This window comes from Vibrio hepatarius (genome assembly GCF_011806575.1).
GTDB classification, from domain to species: Bacteria; Pseudomonadota; Gammaproteobacteria; order Enterobacterales; family Vibrionaceae; genus Vibrio; species Vibrio hepatarius_A.
Genome location: NZ_JAATOO010000002.1, coordinates 190,836 through 213,372, shown reverse-complemented (window position 1 = coordinate 213,372; position 22,537 = coordinate 190,836). Strand labels below are relative to the sequence as shown.

Annotated in this window: 21 protein-coding genes and 1 pseudogene; 10 read left to right on the top strand and 12 right to left on the bottom strand. The window is 45.1% G+C overall.

Annotated elements, in window-relative coordinates; all coding sequences use genetic code 11:
- Positions 1 to 20 precede the first annotated feature (20 nt).
- Together yhfZ and HCZ42_RS02435 are read left to right on the top strand one after the other, a co-directional pair.
- Positions 21 to 917 (top strand): GntR family transcriptional regulator YhfZ, encoded by an 897-nt coding sequence (gene yhfZ, locus HCZ42_RS02440; RefSeq protein WP_167419185.1) that lies wholly within the window; start codon positions 21 to 23, stop codon positions 915 to 917.
- 983 nt (positions 918 to 1,900) lie between these two features.
- On the top strand, positions 1,901 to 2,215 hold the full coding sequence (locus HCZ42_RS02435) for a carbohydrate-binding protein (RefSeq protein WP_167419184.1): 315 nt from the start codon (positions 1,901 to 1,903) through the stop codon (positions 2,213 to 2,215).
- A gap of 149 nt (positions 2,216 to 2,364) precedes the next feature.
- Here HCZ42_RS02435 and HCZ42_RS02430 read toward each other — a convergent pair.
- The 6 genes and pseudogenes from HCZ42_RS02430 to murQ form a co-directional block, all read right to left on the bottom strand.
- Positions 2,365 to 3,149, bottom strand: a pseudogene (locus HCZ42_RS02430) (IS5 family transposase).
- Positions 3,150 to 3,259: 110 nt separating this feature from the next.
- A complete protein-coding gene (locus HCZ42_RS02425; protein ID WP_167419183.1) occupies positions 3,260 to 3,559 on the bottom strand; it encodes a DUF202 domain-containing protein in 300 nt (99 codons plus the stop codon).
- Positions 3,556 to 3,891 carry a YidH family protein gene (locus HCZ42_RS02420; RefSeq protein WP_167419182.1) on the bottom strand — a complete coding sequence of 112 codons (336 nt, stop codon included), beginning with the start codon at positions 3,889 to 3,891 and terminating at the stop codon, positions 3,556 to 3,558. Before HCZ42_RS02420 ends, HCZ42_RS02425 begins: the two co-directional genes overlap by 4 nt.
- 13 nt (positions 3,892 to 3,904) lie before the next feature.
- Positions 3,905 to 4,750, bottom strand: a complete 846-nt coding sequence (locus tag HCZ42_RS02415) for a MurR/RpiR family transcriptional regulator (RefSeq protein WP_167419181.1) — start codon at positions 4,748 to 4,750, stop codon at positions 3,905 to 3,907.
- A gap of 55 nt (positions 4,751 to 4,805) precedes the next feature.
- Entirely contained in the window at positions 4,806 to 6,182 is a 1,377-nt protein-coding gene (locus HCZ42_RS02410) for a PTS transporter subunit EIIC (RefSeq protein WP_167419180.1), read from the bottom strand.
- Position 6,183: 1 nt separating this feature from the next.
- Positions 6,184 to 7,086, bottom strand: a complete 903-nt coding sequence (gene murQ / locus HCZ42_RS02405) for an N-acetylmuramic acid 6-phosphate etherase (RefSeq protein WP_167419179.1) — start codon at positions 7,084 to 7,086, stop codon at positions 6,184 to 6,186.
- Positions 7,087 to 7,425: 339 nt separating this feature from the next.
- Here murQ and HCZ42_RS02400 point away from each other — a divergent pair, with 339 nt between their 5' ends.
- The 3 genes from HCZ42_RS02400 to HCZ42_RS02390 all read left to right on the top strand — a co-directional run bounded on the left by HCZ42_RS02400 (position 7,426) and on the right by HCZ42_RS02390 (position 9,962).
- Positions 7,426 to 7,803, top strand: a complete 378-nt coding sequence (locus HCZ42_RS02400; protein WP_167419178.1) for a DUF3316 domain-containing protein — start codon at positions 7,426 to 7,428, stop codon at positions 7,801 to 7,803.
- Positions 7,804 to 7,906: 103 nt separating this feature from the next.
- A complete protein-coding gene (locus HCZ42_RS02395) occupies positions 7,907 to 8,599 on the top strand; it encodes a heavy metal response regulator transcription factor (RefSeq protein ID WP_167419177.1) in 693 nt (230 codons plus the stop codon).
- On the top strand, positions 8,592 to 9,962 hold the full coding sequence (locus HCZ42_RS02390; RefSeq protein WP_439848980.1) for a heavy metal sensor histidine kinase: 1,371 nt from the start codon (positions 8,592 to 8,594) through the stop codon (positions 9,960 to 9,962). Before HCZ42_RS02395 ends, HCZ42_RS02390 begins: the two co-directional genes overlap by 8 nt.
- Before the next feature lie 36 nt (positions 9,963 to 9,998).
- On the opposite strand, the gene HCZ42_RS02385 is transcribed toward HCZ42_RS02390, so the two are convergent.
- The 6 genes from HCZ42_RS02385 to ispB form a co-directional block, all read right to left on the bottom strand.
- Positions 9,999 to 10,529: an MltR family transcriptional regulator gene (locus HCZ42_RS02385; protein WP_167419175.1), complete on the bottom strand. Its 531-nt coding sequence runs from the start codon at positions 10,527 to 10,529 to the stop codon at positions 9,999 to 10,001.
- 56 nt (positions 10,530 to 10,585) lie between these two features.
- A complete protein-coding gene (locus tag HCZ42_RS02380; RefSeq protein ID WP_167419174.1) occupies positions 10,586 to 11,734 on the bottom strand; it encodes a mannitol-1-phosphate 5-dehydrogenase in 1,149 nt (382 codons plus the stop codon).
- Positions 11,735 to 11,846: 112 nt separating this feature from the next.
- Positions 11,847 to 13,799, bottom strand: coding sequence for a PTS mannitol transporter subunit IICBA (locus tag HCZ42_RS02375; RefSeq protein ID WP_167419173.1), 1,953 nt, complete (start codon positions 13,797 to 13,799; stop codon positions 11,847 to 11,849).
- A 480-nt stretch (positions 13,800 to 14,279) separates the two neighbouring features.
- Positions 14,280 to 15,359 (bottom strand): TRAP transporter substrate-binding protein, encoded by a 1,080-nt coding sequence (locus tag HCZ42_RS02370; RefSeq protein WP_167419172.1) that lies wholly within the window; start codon positions 15,357 to 15,359, stop codon positions 14,280 to 14,282.
- A gap of 257 nt (positions 15,360 to 15,616) precedes the next feature.
- Positions 15,617 to 17,377 (bottom strand): lysophospholipid acyltransferase family protein, encoded by a 1,761-nt coding sequence (locus HCZ42_RS02365; RefSeq protein WP_167419171.1) that lies wholly within the window; start codon positions 17,375 to 17,377, stop codon positions 15,617 to 15,619.
- 450 nt (positions 17,378 to 17,827) lie between these two features.
- On the bottom strand, positions 17,828 to 18,799 hold the full coding sequence (ispB, locus tag HCZ42_RS02360) for an octaprenyl diphosphate synthase (protein ID WP_167419170.1): 972 nt from the start codon (positions 18,797 to 18,799) through the stop codon (positions 17,828 to 17,830).
- A gap of 272 nt (positions 18,800 to 19,071) precedes the next feature.
- Here ispB and rplU point away from each other — a divergent pair, with 272 nt between their 5' ends.
- The 5 genes from rplU (at position 19,072) to HCZ42_RS02335 (ending at position 22,526) form a co-directional block, all read left to right on the top strand.
- Positions 19,072 to 19,383 (top strand): 50S ribosomal protein L21, encoded by a 312-nt coding sequence (rplU, locus tag HCZ42_RS02355; RefSeq protein ID WP_000271393.1) that lies wholly within the window; start codon positions 19,072 to 19,074, stop codon positions 19,381 to 19,383.
- A gap of 20 nt (positions 19,384 to 19,403) precedes the next feature.
- On the top strand, positions 19,404 to 19,661 hold the full coding sequence (gene rpmA, locus HCZ42_RS02350) for a 50S ribosomal protein L27 (protein ID WP_053408763.1): 258 nt from the start codon (positions 19,404 to 19,406) through the stop codon (positions 19,659 to 19,661).
- 293 nt (positions 19,662 to 19,954) lie between these two features.
- The gene (gene cgtA, locus HCZ42_RS02345; RefSeq protein ID WP_053408762.1) at positions 19,955 to 21,133 is read left to right on the top strand and encodes an Obg family GTPase CgtA; all 1,179 of its coding nucleotides are present in this window, start codon (positions 19,955 to 19,957) and stop codon (positions 21,131 to 21,133) included.
- A gap of 155 nt (positions 21,134 to 21,288) precedes the next feature.
- The gene (locus tag HCZ42_RS02340; RefSeq protein ID WP_167419169.1) at positions 21,289 to 22,056 is read left to right on the top strand and encodes a threonine/serine exporter family protein; all 768 of its coding nucleotides are present in this window, start codon (positions 21,289 to 21,291) and stop codon (positions 22,054 to 22,056) included.
- A complete protein-coding gene (locus HCZ42_RS02335; RefSeq protein ID WP_167419168.1) occupies positions 22,053 to 22,526 on the top strand; it encodes a threonine/serine exporter family protein in 474 nt (157 codons plus the stop codon). The genes HCZ42_RS02340 and HCZ42_RS02335 overlap by 4 nt, the downstream gene beginning before the upstream one ends.
- The last annotated feature ends 11 nt before the right edge of the window (positions 22,527 to 22,537 follow it).

Below are 22,537 nucleotides of genomic sequence, written 5' to 3'. Positions count from 1 at the left end.
AAAATTTTGAATTTTATAATATGATTGAAAAGTACTTAAACAAAGAAGGGATGGCCCTTGTTTCATTGGCTCGGTACCTTTTGACTATTGAAGATGGGGAAAAATTAGAAACTGTTGAATCCTTGGCTGAAAATTTAGATATTTCAGTTGGTTATGTTTCTAGGGCATTGAAAACATTAGAGCAAGAAAAGTTGTTGTTATTAAATAAAGGCGGGCGTAATGGGACATTTCTTGTCAAAAAAGACTATAAAAGGTTGTTTGATGCTTGTGGTATTTCAAAACTAATATGCTCTATGCCTTTACCTTATAATAAAAAGTATGAGGGTCTTGCTAGTGCTATAAAAGATCAATTGCCAAATATTTATTTTGCATACATGAATGGTGCATCATTTCGCGGAGAATGCTTACTAAACGGTACTTGTGATATAGCTGTTATGTCTTCTCTGGCTTCTCAATCACTCCTAAAATCAGGTAATTATAAACTAGCATTAAATCTTGGCTCTGGCACTTACACAGTTGGTCATCACCTTATTCATCGAAAAAAAGAGAAAGAAAACATAAGAACAGTCGGAATAGACCCAGATTCACCAGACCAAATTATCTTAACAAATAAAATTTTTGCTAAGGAAAATGTAAAATATGTCAATATCAGTTACACCAGTGGTCTAAATGCTATTAGCGATGGTCTGATCGACGCAATGGTATGGGAAGTTTCCGACTTAGGTGTTTTGGGTATTTTAGGATTGGAAAATGAGCCTATTGAACACGATCATAAAGAAGAATCATCTAGTGCAGTTCTACTTGTAAACAAGGAAAACGAATTCCTTGTAAATTATCTATCTAATTCTTTAAGTCTTGATAAAATTTTTTCTCATCAAAAGGCAGTCTGTGACAAGTTAATTTTACCTTCCTATTAAAGTTAATAGATGGAATTTAAATATGGAAAATAAGCTGAATATTCTTTTTGAATCTGGCCTGATTTCAGAAAATGTGAAAGTCGGGTCTTTAACTGCTGTGAAATTAATATCAAAAAGTTTAAATGTCGATATTGAATTCGAATAATTCAGCATGATAATCATGCATTTAGCTAATGCAGTAACCAGAATTAACAACAATACACCCATAGAACACGCACTTGATAATGAGATATTTTCTGAAATCGCATCCTATGAGCACTTTCATTCTATTGAGTCATTGAATCATTGAATAAGTCAGTATGTGAAGTATTCGATCTTAATAGCGTTCCTGAAACAGAAAATTCCTTCTTATTAAGTAATTTGTATGCTTTGTCATTAGATTAATGTAGGTGATGCATGTCTAAATTAGATCCAGACTTGTACACCTATTGTCATGAACATATCCATATTGTTCTTTCAAATCAAAAAAATACTGATGATTGTTTGTTAAATCAATTTGAATTGCTGTCAGACGAAATGAACCTACTCAAGAAAAAGGTGTTAAAATATCATTTAAGTAACAAACAAATACATGGGTCGTAATGTCGAGTTTATTGAAAAAATTCGGAAAATACCGAAGTTAATATTTTAATATCTACTGTTTATTATATTGAGGGCTTCTTTCCGGATTTTTTATACTCTTTGTCTGATAAAGAAATTGCCAAAAAAAGATTGACGAAATCATTTACCGAATGGATGGAACAAATAAAAAAGCTTCATTAATAGGCGAAATTGGTAGCAGTTAACTCATCTTTTCAGATACAGACAAAAAAGTTGTCTTACAAAATGTACAAGTAAATGACTTAAGTGCATCGAACTTTAGTGGATTTTCTGGCGACTTTAATGAAGTAACAATCTATATCCCAGTGTTATACTCAATTTCCGTAAATGTTGCCACTACTGGAGGTTCTGTATCTCCGACACCTGATTCATTCGGTATTCTCATGGCAACAGGAGGTCAAGACTTCACGATTAATTTTATTCCTGATGATGGCTACCAAGTTGCTTCTATTAAATTAGATGGTGTTGATTACCCAGTAAGTAATAATATCACCATCAATAATGTTTCTTCCGATATGTCATTAAGTGTGACCTTTGAAGAAGGTATATCATGTCCTGATGTATGGACATTAGGTACTGTATATCAAGGGGGAGAACGAGTTACATATGAAGGAGCAATCTATGAAGCAAAATGGTATTCAGATGCAAATCAACCAGATTTAGGTGGCCCTTGGACTCTAGTGGGTGAGTGTAAGTAAAAAATAAGATAGATTTACTATATCGCGGCTTTTCCCGGAAAGCCGCTTTTACCTTTAAGAAGAAGCAATCAGTATCTCGATAACCATCCAAAATGGGCTTTGTTGCTGAATTCAGCTTACGATCGGACGCTAGCTAAATCGTACACCTTTTAAACGATATGCTGAGTTTCGGGCATACCTATCCCTGTTAACTTGTTGAGTGCTTTGATCATGGCGTAAGTCTCCCCAACTTGTGCATTGTAATTACGAAGAGTGAGTGATGCTCCAAGTAACTGTTTCACGCGATACATAGCGGTTTCAGACAGTGAACGTCTGTGATAACCATACTTCTGTTTCCACTTTTTGTTCGACCCATAGAGCTTCTGGCAGCCAACCGCCAGATTGCGTGGATGCCCCTTTTCCCAGAAGGCTGCTCCCTCACGCGAAGGGATTAGAGGTATCGCTTTCTTAACCCTAATCGCCCTGTGGCACTCCCTTGTATCGTATGCGCCATCTCCCGAGATCTCCTTGCTGGTTCTGCGTGTTTGTTTGAGTAGATTGGGGAGTACTTCCGCATCTGTCACGCTTGATAGTGTCAGTTCAGCTGCATCAATGGCTAGATGCTGAATAGTGCCTCGTGAATAAGTTTTAAAGCAAACCTAGACATCCTTAGCTCGGCGACTTATGCAGGTATAGTGGGGACAAACCAATGGAACATGCCAATCTAAAAACGGAGTCGATAAAGCCTTGCAACGCCCTTAAAGGCAAGGAAAAAAATGAGAGCAGTTGTGATAGCTAGGTCACTAAACAATCGTGGTCTACCACGTCTATCCTGCTTAGTTTGTCTCCACTCAGTTATCGCTTCTGCGTCAATCCAAAACGTGAGTGAGCCTCGGTTGACTAGGGAGTTATTGTACTTGCGCCAGTTAGTGGTTTTGTAACGAGGTTTCGGCATGAAATTAAAGTAAGTAAGTGAATGTCCCTGATCTGATCGTAAGATTCTGATTTAGTTCATTCGATTTCTGCAACAAAGCCGGTGGCTTTTGCATTTATACTCACACAAAACTAGTGCAGACAGACCCATAATGCGGCGAGTGCTACTGCACAGGTAATCCAAAGGTTGCGAATTAACATTTTTCGATGCACCACATTGGCTTGAGTCGCGATTTCGGTTTTGCGCCTGACAATCTGGTTGAGGAACAACCACAGTGCAACCAATAGCAGCAAGTATTGCAAGATGGAGAGTGAGCCAACTTTGATCAGCAGCATAGTCCCCGTGGTCATCACCAACGCGCTGCGTGTCCACGCCAGTTGGGTGCGCTCTCGTTGTAGCCCTGGATCGCGTTCAAGCGGTGAGGATTTCATATCGCCAAGTACCCGACCAAAGAGGCGAAGCTGACAACGACTAAGGTTATCGCAATCAGGCTATTGCTGTATTTGAATGGGTCTTCAAGTCGCATCGCTTTCTCATTCTGATACCAACGCAAAAATGCCCAAACGGCGGTCACCAGAGCGACACTCGCTAAACCGGGCGTTACCCATTCGCTGTGGCGAAGAATTGGGCTGTCGTGGGTAGCACTGAGCAAATCAATGCCTATTGATGTTGCTAGGAAAGCGAGTGCTGTGCGTATCCAAGCGAGAAACGTCCGTTCGTTGGCAAGAGAAAAACGATAGTCGGGATCTTTGCCCATTTTCATATCGGGAACCTCGTTAGCGTTGAATTTGACGAAGTGAATCCAACGCAGTGTTCATGCTGACAGAATCGGTCAGCGTATTGAGTTTGAAAAACAGGATGTCGAAAGCAATCATCTGCAGCAGTTGTGGCGTCACCATTCCCAATTGATTGTGCTCTTCGGTGTAGCTATAAGGAATAACGAAATCCGACAGCTGGGCCACTTTGCCTTTGCCGTAACGAGTCAATGCGATGACTTTTGCACCGTTGGCGCGCGCTTTTTCAATTGCGGCCAACACTTCTTGAGTGTTACCTCGCGCCGATACCACCAGTAACACATCGCCTTTTTTCAGTAGCGAAGCCTGAACGATTTGAATGTGGTAATCGAGATTGAATTGCACGTTGAAACCAGAGCGAATCAGCTTGTGGTTGATGTCGGCGGCGACCAATGCAGAAGCGCCGATACCGGAAAGCAGAATCTTATTTGCCTTCAGCAGTAACTCAGCACTGCGTTCAATGGTGTCGGTATCAATCAGGCTTAAGGATTGCTCGATCTTACTGGTAAATAAGTTTTTGGATTTCTCGATAATGGCTTGGGTCGAGTCACTGCTTTCGATTTCTGCATAGACAGACTGAGTGGGTAACTTTTTTGCCTGCGGCGCGAGTGCCGCCAGCTTTAGTTTTAAATCGGGAAAGCCACTGCAACCGATGCTCTTGGCATAACGAATCACCGATGAATCGCTGATGCCCAGCTTAGCGCCGACTTTGGTGGCGCTAAACTTAGCGAGGTCAAATTGCTGCTCAATAATAAAGTGCGAAATTTTTTGCTCGTTCAGGTTGGTTGAATGAGCGAGTGTTTTGACTTTATTAATGATGCTTTCCATTGATGCCTCTGCAGTTAAATCGTCCCGTCGCAGCGAATTGTACGACGGGGTGATATTAGCGATTTTTCGCTGGCTTTTCGACTGGATCGGTAAATCCTAATAGCATCGACGCGATAAAGCCGACAATCCATGCACATACTACCGCAAGAAGGAACGATGGGATCTGACCTTCACCTACGAGAGGAATCAGAGAAAGCCCAGCAGTACCAAACGGAATGATGATGCCAATCTTGAAGGCAGCCATCATGGCACCACCCGCAAAGCCGCCAATACAACCAGCAATAAAGGTTTTACCCAACGGTAGCGATACACCAAACAGCAAAGGTTCTCCTACACCCAGAATACCGACTGGTAGTGCACCCGTGATGGTCTTCTTCAGACGTTCATTTTTCGACTTAAGGTAAACGTACGCTGCTGCGCCGACTTGTCCCATGCCACCCATCGCCAAAATTGGGAACAGGTAGTTGAGGCCAAATGTCTCAAGAATTTGTGCGTGAATAGGGATAAGACCTTGGTGTAAGCCTGTTAATAGTAAGAACAAGAAGCCGCCACCCAAGATACCGCCAACCGCTACCGAACCTGCCGATTCGTTAAGCAGTGCAACCGAGACTAAGTTACCTAGCCACACGTTTACCGCGTGCGCGATGGGTTGCAAGATAAATAAGGCTACCGCTGACGACACCAAAATCGTCACCGTCGGAGTAAAGATAAGATCGAGACTCTCTTTACAGTGGCTACGGAACCAAAGTTCAAACTTAGAAGAAAATACGCAGACCAACAGCACAGCAAACATGCCGCCGCCGCCCGGTACTAATGCGTTCCCAAACAACTCAACGTTGGCAAGACCCGGTGCGGCTAAAACCGCAGCCATTACCGCGCCAATTGCAGGGGATGCTTGAAGTTCTTTGGCGGTATTCATACCGATCATGACAGAAAGCACCGCGAATACCGCTTTGCCAACCACGGTGAATAACGTAAAGATATCTGGGTTGGCGGCAACAAAGTCTGGGGCGACGAGTTTGAATATGTTCACCATCCCCAAAATGAGACCACAACCGATCAGAGCCGGAATCGTCGGTACAAAGATTGCGGCTAATGTGTTGAGAGCACGACGAATAGAGAAGGGTTGGGCAACAGGAGTATCCGTGGATTCTTCTTCAACACCAGCGCCTCTCATGCGTTTGTTCAGCACACCTGCGACTTTGGCCGCAGTGCCCATTCCGACGATGATTTGATACTGCTCTCCGGCATCGACGACTCCTTTAATGCCTTCGACATCACGCAGTGCATCCATGTTGAACAAAGAGCGGTCTTTTAGCACGATACGCACGCGTGTCATGCAGTTGGTCAGAGTCGCGACATTGTCAAAGCCGCCAATATGCTGCTCAATTTGATCGGCAATCAGTTCTAGATGTTCTATCTTATTTGCCATGTTATTTTCCTTGCAGTAACTGCTGTTTCAGAGGTTGGAAGGGTTGCGCCGCAAGCGCAAGCGCTTTCGAAGGTGAAGTGTCCAACGTGTGCAGCAAAACCGCTGCACGCACATTGTAATCCACCGCATCCAACAGATTGGCGGCGGTTAGCTCACCCACTTCACAAATTTGTTGCACCATGTGTTGAGCTCTAATGCGTAGCTTCTGGTTATTCGCTTTTACGTCCACCATCAGGTTGCCGTGGACTTTGCCCAGTTGGAGCATGACCGAGGTACTTAGCATTCCCAGCAACATCTTTTGTGCTGAGCCGCTTTTCATTCGAGTTGATCCTGCGAGCACTTCTGCACCGACATCCGGTGCAATAGACACATCCGCGTGTTGAGAAATGAGTCCCGGACCTCGGGTACTGAGAGCAATGGTTTTAGCGCCGATTTGTCTGGCGTAATCTAGCGCTGAAATAACAAAGGGAGTTCTTCCGCTGGCTGCAATACCTAGCACTACGTCTTGCGCTGTAAGCTGGCGCTGTTGAAGTTCGGCAGGGGCCGACTCGGTACAGTCTTCAATGTCTTCCACCGCAGCAAGCATAGCGTCAACGCCACCCGCGATAATGGACTGAACTAAAGCAGGATCGGTACCGAATGTAGGGGGACATTCCGCTGAATCCAATACACCAAGTCGGCCGCTGGTTCCGGCTCCAACATAGAATAGACGGCCACCTTGTCTGATTTGTGCGGCGATCAGTTCAACCGCTTTGGCGACGTCTGGCAGCACTTTGTTGATCGATACTGCAACACTAGCGTCGTGCGCATTGAGTAATTCCAGTACTTCCATTAAAGGCAACTCGGACAGCTGCTCTGTCTCGGGGTTTTGCTCTTTATTAATGGTGGACGACAACTCACTCATAACTCTCTCCGTTGATATTCGACATTTTAAGAATATACAAATGTCGAATATCGACAATTTAAAATGTACGAATTCGAGATTGTCGTCACATAGAACGGTGTTTCATTTATTTGGCGTAATCTTAATTTACTGATAAATAAGGAACTTAAAGAAGTCGAGCGGGTCGTATGATTTAGTAGTAATGTCGAGTATCGACATTTTCTAGATAAAACAAGCAGCTAGAATCATTTTCAAGTGGGAGAGCGAACATGACAAAAATGTCATTTTGCTGAAAGTGTCTTGTCAGGTGCGGTGTTGAATAATGGTCACATACAAAGCAAGCCCTGAAAGGAAAATAATATGAACGTATTAAAAGCAGCACTTTTTGCAACCTCTATGACACTAATCAGCGCATCGGCGTTAGCACAACCTTACTTCGTTGGTGGTAATTATGTTTCTCGTGAGCAGGTAAAAGTAATTTCTGTTGCTCCAGCGTCTAGTTCGGAAGCCGCTTACCAAAATGCACTGTCTGAGCTTTCCTCGTTAAAAGCGATGCCAGCAAGTGACCTATACAAAGAATTGAGAATTCAGAAGTACGATGTGGATAGCCGCACCACTCACATAAAAGATGGTGGTTACGTGACGGTGCAAGAACGTATGAACGAAGATGGCCAAATTGAGTTTCTGGGTAACGTCAACGTCACGGTGCACTACGCCGAGCGCGACGATAACCGATAATGGTTGTCAAATCTGAGAGAGGATGGTGTCGCTCACGCCATACTCTCTGCCTACTTTTAACCTGAGCGTGACGAACATTTGCTGAGAAGTAGGTACGCGAGTTTTGAAAATACTGATTGTCGAAGACGAAGTAAAAGCCGGAGAATATCTGCAAAAAGGCTTGGTTGAATCCGGCTATGTGGTCGATTTAGTTAGTGATGGAGTTGACGGACTCTACCATGCGACCAGTGAAGAATATGATTTGATTCTGCTCGACATCATGTTGCCCAAACTGGATGGTTGGCAGGTGTTAAATACGCTTCGAAGCAGCGATATTGTTACGCCTGTGATCATGTTAACCGCCAAAGAACAGGTCGAAGACAGAGTGCGTGGCTTTGAATTAGGAGCTAACGATTATTTGGTTAAACCATACGCGTTTGCGGAACTGCTGGCGCGGATTCAAAATGTTTTTCGCCACCACTCACCATCGCAAACCAACATTTCATCACAAGTACTCGTCGTAGCCGACTTGGAACTGGATATCATCAAAAGAACTGCGAGTCGCGCAGGGCAGAGTATTAGCTTAACCGCCAAAGAATATGCACTGCTGGAACTTTTGATGCGTAAATCGGGTCAGGTTCTTTCTCGCACCACTATCGCGTCACTGGTGTGGGATATGAATTTTGATAGCGATACCAACGTGATTGATGTCGCGGTCAAACGGCTGCGAAACAAAGTGGATAAACCGTTTGAGAGTGCATTGATTCATACTATTCGAGGCATGGGATACAAGCTGGAATCGCAAGATGATGCGTAGTGGGAGATGCACTTTTTCGATGAAGAAAAAACTGCTATTGATGTTGGTGGGAATGGCATTTGTCTCCTATTTTCTCTTAGCCTTTATCCTCAAATTTGCCATCGAACGGCACTTTCTCAACCAAGATTACAACTACATTGTCAGTAAGTTCAACGCGATAGAAAACACCTTACTGACCTCTCCCCAAGAAGTGTTTGAACAATCTAAGAATATGCCACTGTACATGTGGGTGTTCGACAAAGATAAAGTCATTTATAAAAATTCCAATTTGACCTTTCCCCAAGCGCAGCGTTTTACTCCCAAGGCGCCCAACATATTGAACCGTAAAAATGAAATAGAGTGGCGCGAAGATTCATTAGTCATTCGAGCGTTTGCGTTTAAGTCGGATCGCTATGTGGTTGTGTTGGGGATGAGTATCAATCACCACATTGTGTTTTTAGAAGAGTTGGCTTGGATATTGTTCTGGACGCTGGGTTCCGCCTTCGTCGCTTCTTCTGTCTACAGTTGGCTGGTAGTCAGTAAAGGTCTCAAGCCGATAGAGTCGCTCAACCAACATATTCAACAGGTGACTCCAGAACAGCTGGATCTTCGCCTTCCCGCTGAGTCGCTACCGACGGAGTTGCAAGATTTGGCGAGAAAACACAATGCAATGCTGGACCGATTGCAATTAGGCTTTCAGCGTTTGAGTGACTTTTCATCCGATATTGCCCATGAACTCAAGACGCCCTTGACCAATGTTATGACCCAGAACCAAGTGATGCTCGGCGGCGCACGCTCGGTAGACGAGTATCAAGACGCGCTAGCATCCACCTTGGAAGAGCTGAATCGCATCACTAAGACCATCAATGACTTGCTCTACATAGCCAAAGCGGAAAACAAACTGATTCATCGCAATGACGAGTGTTTCTCTGTGAAGGCGCAAATCGAACGGTTAGTGGATTACTATGACATCCTTGCCGAAGAAGCCTCACTCACGATGACTTACCAGGGCGATGCCAAGCTGTACATGGATAAAAATATGTTTGAGCGCGCGGTGGGGAATCTACTCTCTAATGCGATCAGGCACGCTTATGCAGGAACTTGTATCGAACTGAACGTTCAGGAGTTAGAGGATGTAGTGCTCATTACCGTCGCCAACCAAGGCGATACGATTGCAAAAGAAAACCTGCCTTATTTATTTGACCGCTTTTACCGCGTGGACAAATCGCGTGTGCACCGAGGGAGTGTTGGGGCAGGATTAGGATTGTCTATCACCCAATCGATCATCTATGCCTATGCTGGGACAGTGAGTGTGAGTTCGGAAAGGAGTCTTACGCGATTTGAGATAACTCTGGCTAGAGCTAGTGATGGTTCAAAACAGTAAGCGCGATGAACATAGGGTTTTAGTGTAACTCAAGCATCAAAACGGACTTTCCTTATCTAGCTCATTGCAGATCTCAACAATGGCTAAAGAAAGTCCGGATTTAATGATTTGTTGTTGGCGTTGCAGTTGCAGTTGGTAAAACTCAAGGTCGATATCATCATCGGGTTCAGAGACTTGAAGTTGTACCATGCCAAGGCTTTGGACCAAATTGAGTTTGGTGATGGGTTCAAGAATATTAGGGTCAGTGAACTCGTAATCGGAAGCGTCACTGTTCAGTGTATTCTTGATTTTGATGATATCTTCGATGTCGTGATAGACGTTGTCTGGGAGAACACCCAAGCCATACAACAACTTTAAACGCACAGACAAATCACCCAGAGGGCCGGAGTCTTGAAGTAGCGGCCCGACGACTGACTGCACCGCAAAGTTATCTTTTCGAAAGATTCTTTGTATCAGCGCATCGATAGAGTCGTTAAAAATGTCCACCGCAGCGATAAAGAAACCGCGTACTGATGGGGTATTGTTTAATCGCTCTATAATCTCAGTTTCGTTAAGTTTGTCTGCCATATACCAATTAGTCGTTTTCGTTTAAAAGGGGAGACATCGCTCCCCTCAAGTTATTGTTATAAAGACGCATAGATTGCTTCAATCTTTGCGACTTCTTCACTGTCTATTGCAAGACCAGTGTAGTGGGCAACAGTTTGGCGCACGCCGTGTTCTTTTAGCGACGTTTGCAGTTCAATCGCCTGTGGATCTTCGCTGCTAGTATACTTCAAAGCGGCGGCGATGCCTTTTAAAAGTGCTTGGTTTTCAGTGTTATATTCGATAGTACCGAGTAAAGGTTTGACCAATCTATCGTTTGGACCCAATTTTCTGATCGGTTGACGACCAACACGGTCAACTTCATCAACTAGATATGGGTTGGCGAAACGGCCCAGAATTTTCTCGATGTACGCATTATGCATATCGCGGTCAAAATCATAACGGCGAATCAGTACTTCTCCGCTCTCTGACATCGCTTGTTTTACATCTGCGTGGATCTCAGGGTCTTCAATCGCTTCACGAATAGTTCGGTGGCCTTTCAAGCAGCCAAGATACGCGGTGATGCAGTGGCCCGTATTGAGCGTGAACAATTTGCGTTCAACAAATGCCATCAGATTATTGGTGGTTTCCATGCCATCAATGCGTGGAATTTCACCTTTGAACTGTTGCTCATCCACAATCCACTCACTAAAGCTTTCCACCGTGACTTCCAGTGGGTCATCGTTCGCCGCTTCTGCTGGTGGAACGATACGGTCAACGGCGGAATCGACAAAACCGATCAGCTCATCTGCTTTTGCGTGCAGCGACTGGTCTAAGTGTTTGTAAACTTCGCCTTTTAGATGGGTCGTACCACGAACCATATTTTCACACGCGATGATATTCAGCGGCGCTTCGTTACCTGCTTCAAAGCGTTTCGCGATACCAGTTGCGATGGTCTTCGCGATAATATCCAGTACGTTTGGACCGACAGCCGTCGTGACTAGATCCGTGTGTACCATGCGCTCGATGACGTCATCACTGGCTGAATTGACCGCCGTTACGTGGTTGACTGTATCGATTTTGCATTCTGTGCCAACGACTTTAACTTTGTACTCTTGTTTATGGCTCAACTGATCGACGAGTGGAGCGTCTACATCGGCGAACGTTACTTCTACGTCTGCGTCTGCCAACAATTTACCAATAAAGCCTCGACCGATATTACCTGCGCCAAAATGAACTGCGTTTTTCATAACTTACCTACCAATTAAATGTGCTAACGACGTTAGGGTGAGGCCAACTGTTAAAGGGGGGCGACAGCTGACCTCGTTTTTGCTCAGGAGCAAAAGGGTGTTCCGATACGGATTAAGCAGCTTGCTCTCCGCCAAGGATGTTGAGAACTTCTTCTACATCTTTGGTCGTGGTCAGCGTGTCAATCGCCTCTGGATCGTCTAGAGCATTGGTAATGGTTGTAATGACTTGGATGTGCTCGTCGTTCTTCGCGGCGATACCAATCACCAGCTTGGCAACATCATCTTTGTCGTCAGTAAATTGGATACCTTGCGGGTATTGGCAGATCACGATACCCGTTTTCTTCACTTTATCTTTGGCTTCGACCGTACCGTGTGGTACTGCGATAGATTCACCTAAGTAAGTTGAAACCAACTTTTCTCGTTCGAACATTGCGTCTACGTATTCTGGTTCGACGTAGCCCATCTCGACCAATTTATTACCTGCAAAGCGAATGGCTTCTTCTTTCGTCGTCATTGACAAGTTTAGGTGGATGTTCTCACGTTGAATTTGGAATACGGGCGAAGCTTGAACCTCAAAGCTGTCGTCGTTTGCGGCGACGATAGAAACTTTCACCATGCGATCATCGTTTGCTGCATCGTGCTTTTGCGCGGCAAGCAATTGAGTCACTAGGTTGTTGTACATTTCACCGTCTAGGAAATTAGTTAAAGACATGTGGTGTGCATTCGGAGCGTGTTTGCGCGCACGGTCTGTCAGGTCTTTGTGGGTGATAACGATATCCACATCTTCTGGCAGGCTGTTGATTGCTAAGTTAGTCACGCTGATGTTCAAGCCAGCTTCTTGTACTTTCTTACGCAGTAAGCTCGCACCCATTGCACTTGAACCCATGCCGGCATCACACGCAACAATAATGGTTTGAACTGTCGCTAGGTTTACGTCACCTTTTGCTTGAGCGCTGGTTGCTGCGCTGCTTTTAGACGCAGACTTCATGTCTTTCATCTGAGATGTTGCTTTCTCAAGCGCAGCACCGTCGCCGTCTTCTTCCGTTGAGGTTTGGGTCTTAAGTAGCAGTGACGCAACTGTGAAAGACACTGCAGCCGCTGAAGCAATGGACGCCAGTACGCCAACCAACGCGCTCTTAGGTGTCATCAGCAATACCGCGAAGATAGAACCTGGTGATGCTGGAGAAACGATACCTGCGTTGAATACAGTTAGGACAAAGACACCTGTCATACCGCCAGCGATTGCCGCCAAAATTAGACGAGGGTTCATCAGTACGTACGGGAAGTAGATCTCGTGGATACCACCAAAGAAGTGGATGATCGATGCGCCACCTGCAGTCTGACGAGCAGTACCTTTACCAAACACTATGTATGCTAGCAGGATACCTAGACCAGGACCTGGGTTTGCCTCGATTAGGAAGAAGATCGATTTACCGGTTTCCGCCGCTTGTTGAATACCCAATGGTGAGAAAATACCGTGGTTAATCGCGTTGTTCAGGAACAGGATTTTTGCTGGTTCAACAAAGATAGAAGTTAAAGGTAAAAGGTGAGCTGCAACCAGGAAGTTTACGCCTGCTGCCAAGCCGCCTGATAGTACTTTGACAAATGGACCAATTAAGAAGAAAGCGACGATTGCACACACCATACCGATGATGCCCGCTGAGAAGTTGTTCACCAACATCTCGAAACCACTTTTCACTTTGCCGTCGATGTAGTTATCGAATTTCTTGATTGCCCAGCCACCCATTGGGCCGACCATCATTGCGCCCATGAACATTGGGATGTCGGTACCGACAATCACACCCATTGTTGTAATGGCACCTACTACTGCGCCGCGATCTCCGCCGACTAACTTACCGCCGGTATAGCCGATCAGCAGTGGTAATAGGTAGGTAATCATTGGACCAACCATTGCTGCCAGTGTTTCATTTGGCAACCAACCGGTTGGAATAAATAGAGCTGTGATAAAACCCCATGCAATGAATGCACCGATATTAGGCATTACCATGTTTGACAGGAAGCGACCAAAATTTTGTATCTTGATCTTAGCATCTGGTGATATCATACGAGTTCCCCGTTCGATGTTCTGTTAATATGTTGTAGTACGGTTCGCCAAAACCGTCTGATTGCTTAGTACCCAATCAATTTACCACACATTTTTATGATGGAACTGACAACGGGTTTTTCGTGATCTGCACCTTATAAATATATCCCTCCAAGCACTTTTTGCGTGAATCTCGTCAATAAATTGACATGTAATTTAATGACAAATTTAAACTTACATAAATGTCAATAAGTTTTATATGATCAACTTATCAATTTCCAAAGATTAAAAAACGTCCACTAAGTGATCTGTGTCACTATTTTGTTTTTATATTGACTCTATGAATCTATAAGCGTGATCTTGATCTTGTTGTTAAATCCAATCACCAGAATAAATAAAGTGATATCGATCTCATTTGGTGTTTTGGTGAAATAAAATGACACATTTTCATCGATTCACAGAGAACAAAAAAGGGCAGCACAGCTGCCCTTATCGATAGGATTAGTTGGCGTCTAGGTAGGCTTTTGAAGAAATGTCTGTCCAAGCTCGGACTTTGGCTAGATAGTGTTTTTGTGATTCGATGATCTCTTTTGCCAGCGGGTCTTTTGCCGCTTCTTCTTCAAGTAAACTTTCTGTTGCAGCTTTCATTGCTAGGAGGACTTCTGGTGGGAAGTCACGCACTTTGATCTCTGGATACTCGGTGCTCATCGTTTCCCAGCTATTGGCGTTAGCGTCGATTGATTGGGTGTACATATCAAATGCCGTCACACGGAAAGCCGTTTCTAGAATACTCTGCAGGTCTTTGGGCAATTCATCCCACTTCTTCTTATTGACTAGGAACTGAGTTTCCGAGCCTGGTTCGTGCCACGCGGTGTAGTAGTAAGGTGCGATTTTCTGAAAACCCATGCGCAAGTCAAAAGCGGGACCTACCCATTCCAAAGCGTCTATCGTGCCTCTTTCAAGCGAGGTGTATAACTCGCCTGGGGCAATGTTGGTTGGAGCTGCTCCCACACGCGCCATTACTTCACCAGCAAAACCGGGAATACGGATTTTCAACCCTTGCAGGTCTTGTAGAGAATTGATTTCTTTCTTAAACCAGCCGCCCATCTGAATATCTGAGTTACCGCCCGGGAATGAAAGCAAGTTGTGCGGACCGTACACTTTTTCCATCAATTCCATACCACCGCCACGATAGAACCAAGCGTATTGCTCAGTAGACATCATGCCAAACGGCATTGACGAGAAGTACAATGTATTAGGGACTTTGCCTTTCCAGTAATACGAACTGGAGTGGCCAAGATCGTATTGACCAGATTTAACCATGTCGAAAATGCCAAGCGGTGCTTTGTGCTTGTTAGCCGAGTCGACACGAATTTGCAGACGTCCGTTGGACATTTCTTCTGCCAGCTTTGCCATGTTTTTGGTGGCATCACCGAGAATCGGTGTGTTGGGTCCCCACGTTTCCGCGAGCTTGAGTCGGTAGACTTTCTCAGCGGCTAGAGTTGTCGCAGAGAATAAAGCCAAAGAGAGTGTGATCGCCCCGGTGAGTGCAGAGCGAAGAGGTTTGTTCGATCGCAGCATGACTTCGTTTACTTCCTTGTTATTTTGGTTATCGTCTTGCTTAGCTTTCAGTTAGTTGTTTTTTTCGTCAATGTATTTGTTTAGTCGGTAAGTTGATAGATTTGAACGATCTATCTAATACTTATGAACATGTTGGAGTAATGTTTTGCATATCTTATGCATCTTGTTCACTACATTGGCTATTAGTATGAAAATAAGTCGATCATCTTAATAGCAAAAGTGCCGTGTGAGTCACGTGGCACTTTTACCGTTACTGATTAAAGCGTAACTTGATGATATTCCAAGTAGCGCTGGGCGTGCTCTGATCCCATGTAACGTGCCAGTGTCTTTACGGGAACCTGCTTGAGATCCACCATGATCAATCCATCCAGTGCATTGTTGAAGTCAGGATCAACGTTGAAAGACACCAGTTTCCCGTTGAGCCCGAGATATTGGCGCAGCAGCACGGGCACGCCTTTTCCTTCGTCAATCCTCGCGATGACCCGCGATAACAATTGCAGGTCGGCTAGCGCGGTTAACATGCCAGTGTTCCAGCCGTTCTTTTGGCTTGGCAGTGGATTCGTCGGGGTAACGTAGCTGGCTTTTTCCGCGTCATAGTGGTGCAGTGTCATAGTTTCAGCCAGGAGTTGTCTGGCTTGGTCGCTGTAGTGACTGCTGATACTGACTGGTCCAAACAAGTGGGTGTATTCTGGGTTACGTTGAATATAAGCAGCGATCCCTTTCCACAATAACAACAATGCCCCCATGCTCTTTTGGTAGGGTTCATCGATCACCGAACGTCCCATTTCAATCGCTTTGCCTATGGTGTGTAAAAAGGGCTGTTCGTAATGAAAGAGTGTTCGTGAATACAGTCCGTTGAGACCTTCTTTCGCAAGCAACTCATCGACTAAACCGAGTCGGTAGGCGCCGACTAGGCACTGATTGTCGCGGTCCCAAATAAAGAGGTGTAGGTAGTGTTTATCAAACTCGTCGATATCGATCGACAGCCCGGTGCCTTCACCCACGCTACGGAAGTTACGCTCACGCAGACGACCAATTTCCTGTAATAAAGAAGGGATATGGTCGCTGGTGGTGCAATAGACCTCAAACTCACCACTGGTTAGTAGATGGTGCTCTTTTGGTAGGGTACGCAAGTCCGTAAGTAAATCACTGAGTGGTAGGGCTGGGGCTATCGGTAGTGGTTCATTGCTATGGTGGTTACTTTGGGCTTGAGTCAGCGTCTTGTTTTGCAATAAATAGGTATTGAGGCGCAAGTAGTTAACCAGTTGCGCATCAGTCAGCCCGTTAACCTCTTTATACTTAATTGCCGAGCCTATCGACAAATCAATTTGCTGTTTGGATTTATTAAGCAGTTCGCGCCCTAGCATCAATGTGCGTAATAAAGGATGCACTTTACCCGCTAAGTAAAAACGTTTTGAGTTTTGCCCGTCGATGAATACGGGGATGGTGGTGGCTTTGGATTTGTTGATTAAGCTACTGACCGAGCGACTCCATTCTTTATCTTCAATTTGCTGTGCTTTGCTATCGACCAGTTGTGAGACTTCGCCAGCTGGAAACAGCAGCAGTAGACCGCCGTTGTCCAAATGTTGGTGCGCTTGACGGAGCGCTTTGAGATTCGCTCTGTGAGCATTTTTTCCTTCGAACACATCAACACCGATAAACAACTCGTCTAATTCGGGCACAGTTTTCAGGTATTGGTTGGCCAGAATTTGCACATCGTCGCGTACTTGTAGCAGTAATTCAGCGAGGATCACGCCTTCGACACAGCCGAGTGGGTGATTCGCCACAATCACCGTCGCGCCAGAAGCCGGAACGTGGCAGAGCGAGCCTTTCACAATTTGATACTCGATCCTAAGGATCTCGAGTGTGAAGCGAAGGAAAGCTTTACTGTCGCAACCTGCTGGACGCTGCGCGTAAAATTTATCCAGCTTACTGAGTCCGGTTGCCCACTCAGTGACGTTCTCTCCTATACCAAAGGGAGTCTTCCTCGGTAAGCGAAAAGGGCTAGTAACTTCCATATAAACCTCGATAGAACCAATCTCAGTTCGAGGGTAGGAAGTGGATATGTCAGTCGCGCGACAATGGCGTTAGGAATTGGTGACAGAGCGATGACGTTTCAGTGACCGCGGTGAGAAATAGGAATCAAAATTCGATAAAGAATGAAAGATCCGCAAATTTATCTCGCCAAAGAATAAGTCGCTCACAAAACATACTAATTTTGCATCTAAGATAAAGTTTTGTTGCTAATTTGAGCCTGAGGGTAAGCGTATTGTTGCTTAGTAAAAAGAGCTTTAGACTCAACTGCAACGACGCACAAGCCAATTTGCCTTCGACTTGCTGAACTGGAATACGCCGTCTGACTTGGTTGTGCTGTTAGGGGAGTGACCTGATTGTTACGCCTAACTAGATGGTAAAACGGGAACCTTGCTGGTTCCCGTTGTCATTTCTAACGTCTACTTACTTAACGTCTACTTACTACGGTGTACCGACATGTGTGCCAGAGTCACCAGTGCTTCTTTATAAGGAGAGTCTGCTAAGACGTGCAGTTCTGCAATGGCTTTATCGGCTTCTTGGTAAGCTTTTTGGCGTGTGTACTCCAAAGAGCCTGTTTCTTCCATGGTTGCCAGAATTTCGTTCAGTTTTTCCATGCCGTTGGCTTTTTCAATCGCTTCACGAATCATTGCTGATTGTTCAGGTGTGCCATTTTTCATTGCATATAAAAGAGGAAGAGTCGGTTTACCTTCTGCAAGGTCATCACCCACGTTCTTACCCATTTCTTTACCGTCAGAGGTGTAGTCCATCACGTCATCAATTAACTGGAATGCAGTACCGAGATACTTACCGTAGTTTTGCATCGCCAGTTCAACGTCTGCTGGAGAGTCATTCAGGATCGCACCAATCTGAGTCGCCGCTTCGAACAAACGCGCCGTCTTAGAGTAGATCACCTGCATGTAACTTTCTTCAGTCGTATTTGGGTCATTACAGTTCATGAGCTGCTGAACTTCTCCTTCGGCGATAACGTTCACTGCGTCACTCATCAACTTAAGGATCTTCATTGATCCTAGCTCAGTCATCATTTGGAAAGAGCGGGTGTAAATGAAGTCGCCAACCAAAACACTGGCTGCATTACCGAACGCGGCATTCGCGGTGGCTTTACCACGACGCATGTCAGATTCGTCAACAACATCGTCGTGCAACAAAGTAGCTGTGTGGATAAACTCAATAAAGGCCGCAGTCGTCGTATGAGCATTTCCTTGATAACCCAAAGCGCGAGCAGCTAACACTGCTAACAAAGGACGTATGCGCTTGCCACCACCACTGATGATGTAAAAACCTAATTGGTTGATTAAAGATACGTCTGAGTTGAGTTGAGCGTGAATCGTTTCATTCACTTTTGCCATGTCATCGGCAGTAAGCGCTTGGATAGCTTTAAAATCCATGGTAAATCCGGCTGAAGTTAGAACTTATAAGGTCTTCTTATCTGCTTTAATCGTTGAATAATACACTAAAAAACGTTGATTAATACATGGTTAAAGGGCATGATTGCCGCACTTTTATTTGGCGATTAGCTTTTCGCCAATTTTTTAAAAATATGGCTTGTCATAGGAGCGTCTCTTCTGTAGAATCTGCGCCCTATTGATGATTAGTTTAGCGCACACCCTTGATGCTTATAAATAATGCATACGGCTGTGCGGAAAAAGCGGAGTAAGATATGTACGCTGTTTTCCAATCTGGTGGTAAACAACACCGTGTAAGCGAAGGTCAAACTCTTCGTTTAGAGAAATTAGACGTTGAAACTGGTGCAACTGTTGAATTTGATAAAGTTCTTCTTGTTGCTAACGGTGAAGACATTAAAGTTGGTGCTCCTCTAGTAGAGGGCGGTAAAGTGGTTGCTGAAGTTGTGCAACACGGTCGTGGCGATAAAGTTAAAATCGTTAAGTTCCGTCGTCGTAAGCACTCTCGTAAGCAACAGGGTCATCGTCAGTGGTTCACTGAAGTGAAGATCACTGGTATCAACGCTTAATCTAGTAGGAGAGTTTAACAATGGCACACAAAAAAGCTGGTGGTTCTACTCGTAACGGCCGCGATTCAGAAAGTAAACGTCTTGGTGTTAAGCGTTTCGGCGGTGAATCTGTTCTAGCTGGTAACATTATCGTGCGTCAGCGCGGTACTAAGTTCCACGCTGGTAACAACGTTGGCCTAGGTAAAGACCATACTCTATTTGCTCTAACTGACGGTAAAGTTAAGTTCGAGACAAAAGGTCCTAAGAACCGTAAATTCGTAAGCATCGAGTCTGAGTAATTTCAGTATCGATAAGAATTTAGGCTTCTAGCTGAATTCAAAAGCCCTGCCAACTCGGCGGGGTTTTTTATTTATGGCAAGTATGCCAAAGAAGAGTGGAACCAATACTAAGGCACTTTGAAAAAAGTCCCTCAATATTTGTTCCTGGGTAGCAGACGATCTTAGGTTTTAGGTGATCGATCTGAAAGTGGGATCTGCTAGAATTTATATCGTTTACCTTATACCACCTAGCTGGATGGTGAGATGATATTTGCAACGCAGCTACGTTAAGTAGCATTTGAGCGGAGTAAGAGATGAAATTCGTTGATGAAGCGGTAGTTAAAGTTCAAGCCGGCGACGGCGGTAACGGTGTAGTGAGTTTCTGGCGTGAGAAATTCGTTGCGAAAGGCGGACCAGATGGTGGTGACGGTGGTGATGGTGGTGATGTTTATATCATTGCAGACGAAAACCTTAACACCCTGATCGATTACCGTTTCCAACGCTTCTATGAAGCAGAACGTGGCGAAAATGGCCGCGGTGGTAACTGTACGGGTAAACGTGGTAAAGACAAAGTGCTACGTGTGCCAGTTGGTACTCGTGCAGTAGATATCCACACTAATGAAATTGTTGCCGAAGTAGCAGAGCATGGCAAGAAAGTGATGGTCGCGAAAGGCGGTTGGCACGGTCTTGGTAACACGCGCTTTAAATCATCGGTAAACCGAGCGCCTCGCCAAAAGACCATGGGTACTAAAGGTGAAGTTCGTGAACTGCGCCTTGAGCTATTGCTATTGGCTGACGTAGGTATGCTTGGCCTGCCAAACGCGGGTAAATCAACCTTTATTCGTGCGGTTTCGGCAGCGAAACCAAAAGTGGCAGACTATCCGTTTACGACCTTAATCCCAAGTTTGGGTGTGGTCAGTGTCGTTCCGGAAAAGAGCTTTGTTGTCGCAGATATTCCTGGCCTGATTGAAGGTGCTGCAGATGGAGCTGGTTTGGGGATCCGATTCCTTAAACACTTAGAGCGTTGTCGTGTTCTTCTGCACATGATCGATATCATGCCGATTGATCAATCTGATCCGGTTGAAAATGCACTGACGATCATTGATGAGCTTGAGCAGTACAGCGAGAAGTTGGCTGATAAACCACGTTGGTTAGTATTCAACAAGGTTGATCTAATGCCAGCTGAAGAAGCCGATGAAATTATTCAGAACATTCTTGATGCGCTAGGTTGGGAAGGCGAGTACTTCAAGATCTCAGCAGTGAACAAGCAAGGCACTAAAGAGCTGTGCTACAAACTGGCTGACTTTATGGAAACCTTACCTCGCGAAAGCGAAGAAGTGACTGAAGAAGAAAAAGTTAACTTCATGTGGGATGATTACCATAAAGACGCGATGTCAGGTAGCGATGTCATCACTGAAGAAGACGATGATGACGACTGGGATGATTGGGACGACGAAGAAGACGACGGCCACGTTGTTTACGTTCGCGACTAAGTCTAAACTATTTTTAAGCCGCAATTCTCAATTGCGGCTTTTTTGTATCTAAATCAAATTACTTGAATTCAGAATCCGCAACAATGGCGAAGCCACCTCGTGTATCTTGAGGTGTGAATTAAGCAAAAAAGATTCTAAGGGAGTAGAACTGAATCATGGCATCTAAACAACGAGCCGTTTCTCGTTTGATCGCCCAAGCAGGGCAAATGCTTTTAGCGCATGGAGCGGAAAGCACATTAGTAGGCGACCTTATGCGTCGCTTTGGTATGGCTGCAGGTATGGACGAAGTGGAAGTATCGTTGTCTGCCAGCTCGATTGTCGTCACTACGGTGTATCAGGAACACTGCATTACCACCGCACGTCGATGCCCCGATCGCGGTATCAACATGCGTGTCATCACTCAGGTCCAGCGTATTTGTATCATGCTCGAACGTGGCATCATTGATTATTCTATGGCTAAGCAGAAGCTCAATGACATCAGTCCTGAGCGTTACAACCGTTGGTTAGTGGTTGTGATGATAGGTCTTTCATGTGCTGCGTTTAGTCGTTTAGCTGGCGGAGACTGGGTGGTGTTTGCGATGACATTTTTGGCCTCGTCGACGGGAATGGTCGTTAGACAGGAAATTGGTCACCGTCAATTTAACCCGTTGATGAACTTCGCCGCAACGGCGTTCGTGACTACGGTAGTCTCAGCTCAAGCGATGATTTATGACTTGGGTAACGCCCCGTTTGTGGTGATGGCGTCTTCGGTATTGATGTTAGTGCCGGGTTTTCCACTGATTAACGCTGTTGCGGATATGCTTAAGGGCTACATCAACATGGGCATCGCACGTTTTGTGATGGCGAGTCTGCTTACCTTGGCAACCTGTCTTGGTATTGTTGCTGCGATGAGCTTAGTTAGCGTTAGAGGGTGGGTGTTATGATCAATTTCGAACTCCTTCTGGGCCTGCTTAATGATATGTTTTTCGCTGCTATTCCAGCGGTAGGTTTTGCCTTGGTCTTTAACGTGCCACAAAAAGCATTAATGTACTGTGCTCTGGGCGGAGCGATTGGTCATGGCTCTCGCTATCTAATGCTCCAGTTTGGTATCCCAATTGAGTGGGCGACCTTTTTCGCCGCTATGATCGTCAGTATTGTCGGGATCCATTGGTCTCACCGTTTTCTTGCTCACCCGAAAGTGTTCACCGTTGCCGCGTTGATCCCTATGGTGCCGGGCGTATTTGCGTTTAAAGCGATGATCGCGCTAGTGGAGTTGAACCATCGTGGCTATAGCCCTGAGCTTGTGGCGATGTTGATGGAAAATTTCCTTAAGGCGATGTTTATTATTGCTGGATTAGCGGTTGGCTTAGCTATGCCAGGATTGCTATTCTATCGCCGCAAACCCATCGTTTAAGGCAGTAGCCA

Excerpts from the sequence above, each read along its gene's own strand:
- HCZ42_RS02375 (WP_167419173.1), bottom strand. The coding sequence starts at position 13,799 with ATGATATCACCAGATGCTAAGATCAAGATACAAAATTTTGGTCGCTTC.
- yhfZ (WP_167419185.1), top strand. The coding sequence starts at position 21 with ATGATTGAAAAGTACTTAAACAAAGAAGGGATGGCCCTTGTTTCATTG.
- HCZ42_RS02410 (WP_167419180.1), bottom strand. The coding sequence starts at position 6,182 with ATGGCAAATAAGATAGAACATCTAGAACTGATTGCCGATCAAATTGAG.
- HCZ42_RS02370 (WP_167419172.1), bottom strand. The coding sequence starts at position 15,359 with ATGCTGCGATCGAACAAACCTCTTCGCTCTGCACTCACCGGGGCGATC.
- HCZ42_RS02420 (WP_167419182.1), bottom strand. The coding sequence starts at position 3,891 with ATGAAAATGGGCAAAGATCCCGACTATCGTTTTTCTCTTGCCAACGAA.
- murQ (WP_167419179.1), bottom strand. The coding sequence starts at position 7,086 with ATGAGTGAGTTGTCGTCCACCATTAATAAAGAGCAAAACCCCGAGACA.
- rpmA (WP_053408763.1), top strand. The coding sequence starts at position 19,404 with ATGGCACACAAAAAAGCTGGTGGTTCTACTCGTAACGGCCGCGATTCA.
- ispB (WP_167419170.1), bottom strand. The coding sequence starts at position 18,799 with ATGGATTTTAAAGCTATCCAAGCGCTTACTGCCGATGACATGGCAAAA.
- HCZ42_RS02425 (WP_167419183.1), bottom strand. The coding sequence starts at position 3,559 with ATGAAATCCTCACCGCTTGAACGCGATCCAGGGCTACAACGAGAGCGC.
- HCZ42_RS02380 (WP_167419174.1), bottom strand. The coding sequence starts at position 11,734 with ATGAAAAACGCAGTTCATTTTGGCGCAGGTAATATCGGTCGAGGCTTT.
- rplU (WP_000271393.1), top strand. The coding sequence starts at position 19,072 with ATGTACGCTGTTTTCCAATCTGGTGGTAAACAACACCGTGTAAGCGAA.
- HCZ42_RS02340 (WP_167419169.1), top strand. The coding sequence starts at position 21,289 with ATGGCATCTAAACAACGAGCCGTTTCTCGTTTGATCGCCCAAGCAGGG.
- HCZ42_RS02335 (WP_167419168.1), top strand. The coding sequence starts at position 22,053 with ATGATCAATTTCGAACTCCTTCTGGGCCTGCTTAATGATATGTTTTTC.
- HCZ42_RS02390 (WP_439848980.1), top strand. The coding sequence starts at position 8,592 with ATGCGTAGTGGGAGATGCACTTTTTCGATGAAGAAAAAACTGCTATTG.
- HCZ42_RS02415 (WP_167419181.1), bottom strand. The coding sequence starts at position 4,750 with ATGGAAAGCATCATTAATAAAGTCAAAACACTCGCTCATTCAACCAAC.
- HCZ42_RS02365 (WP_167419171.1), bottom strand. The coding sequence starts at position 17,377 with ATGGAAGTTACTAGCCCTTTTCGCTTACCGAGGAAGACTCCCTTTGGT.
- HCZ42_RS02435 (WP_167419184.1), top strand. The coding sequence starts at position 1,901 with ATGGCAACAGGAGGTCAAGACTTCACGATTAATTTTATTCCTGATGAT.
- HCZ42_RS02385 (WP_167419175.1), bottom strand. The coding sequence starts at position 10,529 with ATGGCAGACAAACTTAACGAAACTGAGATTATAGAGCGATTAAACAAT.
- HCZ42_RS02400 (WP_167419178.1), top strand. The coding sequence starts at position 7,426 with ATGAACGTATTAAAAGCAGCACTTTTTGCAACCTCTATGACACTAATC.
- cgtA (WP_053408762.1), top strand. The coding sequence starts at position 19,955 with ATGAAATTCGTTGATGAAGCGGTAGTTAAAGTTCAAGCCGGCGACGGC.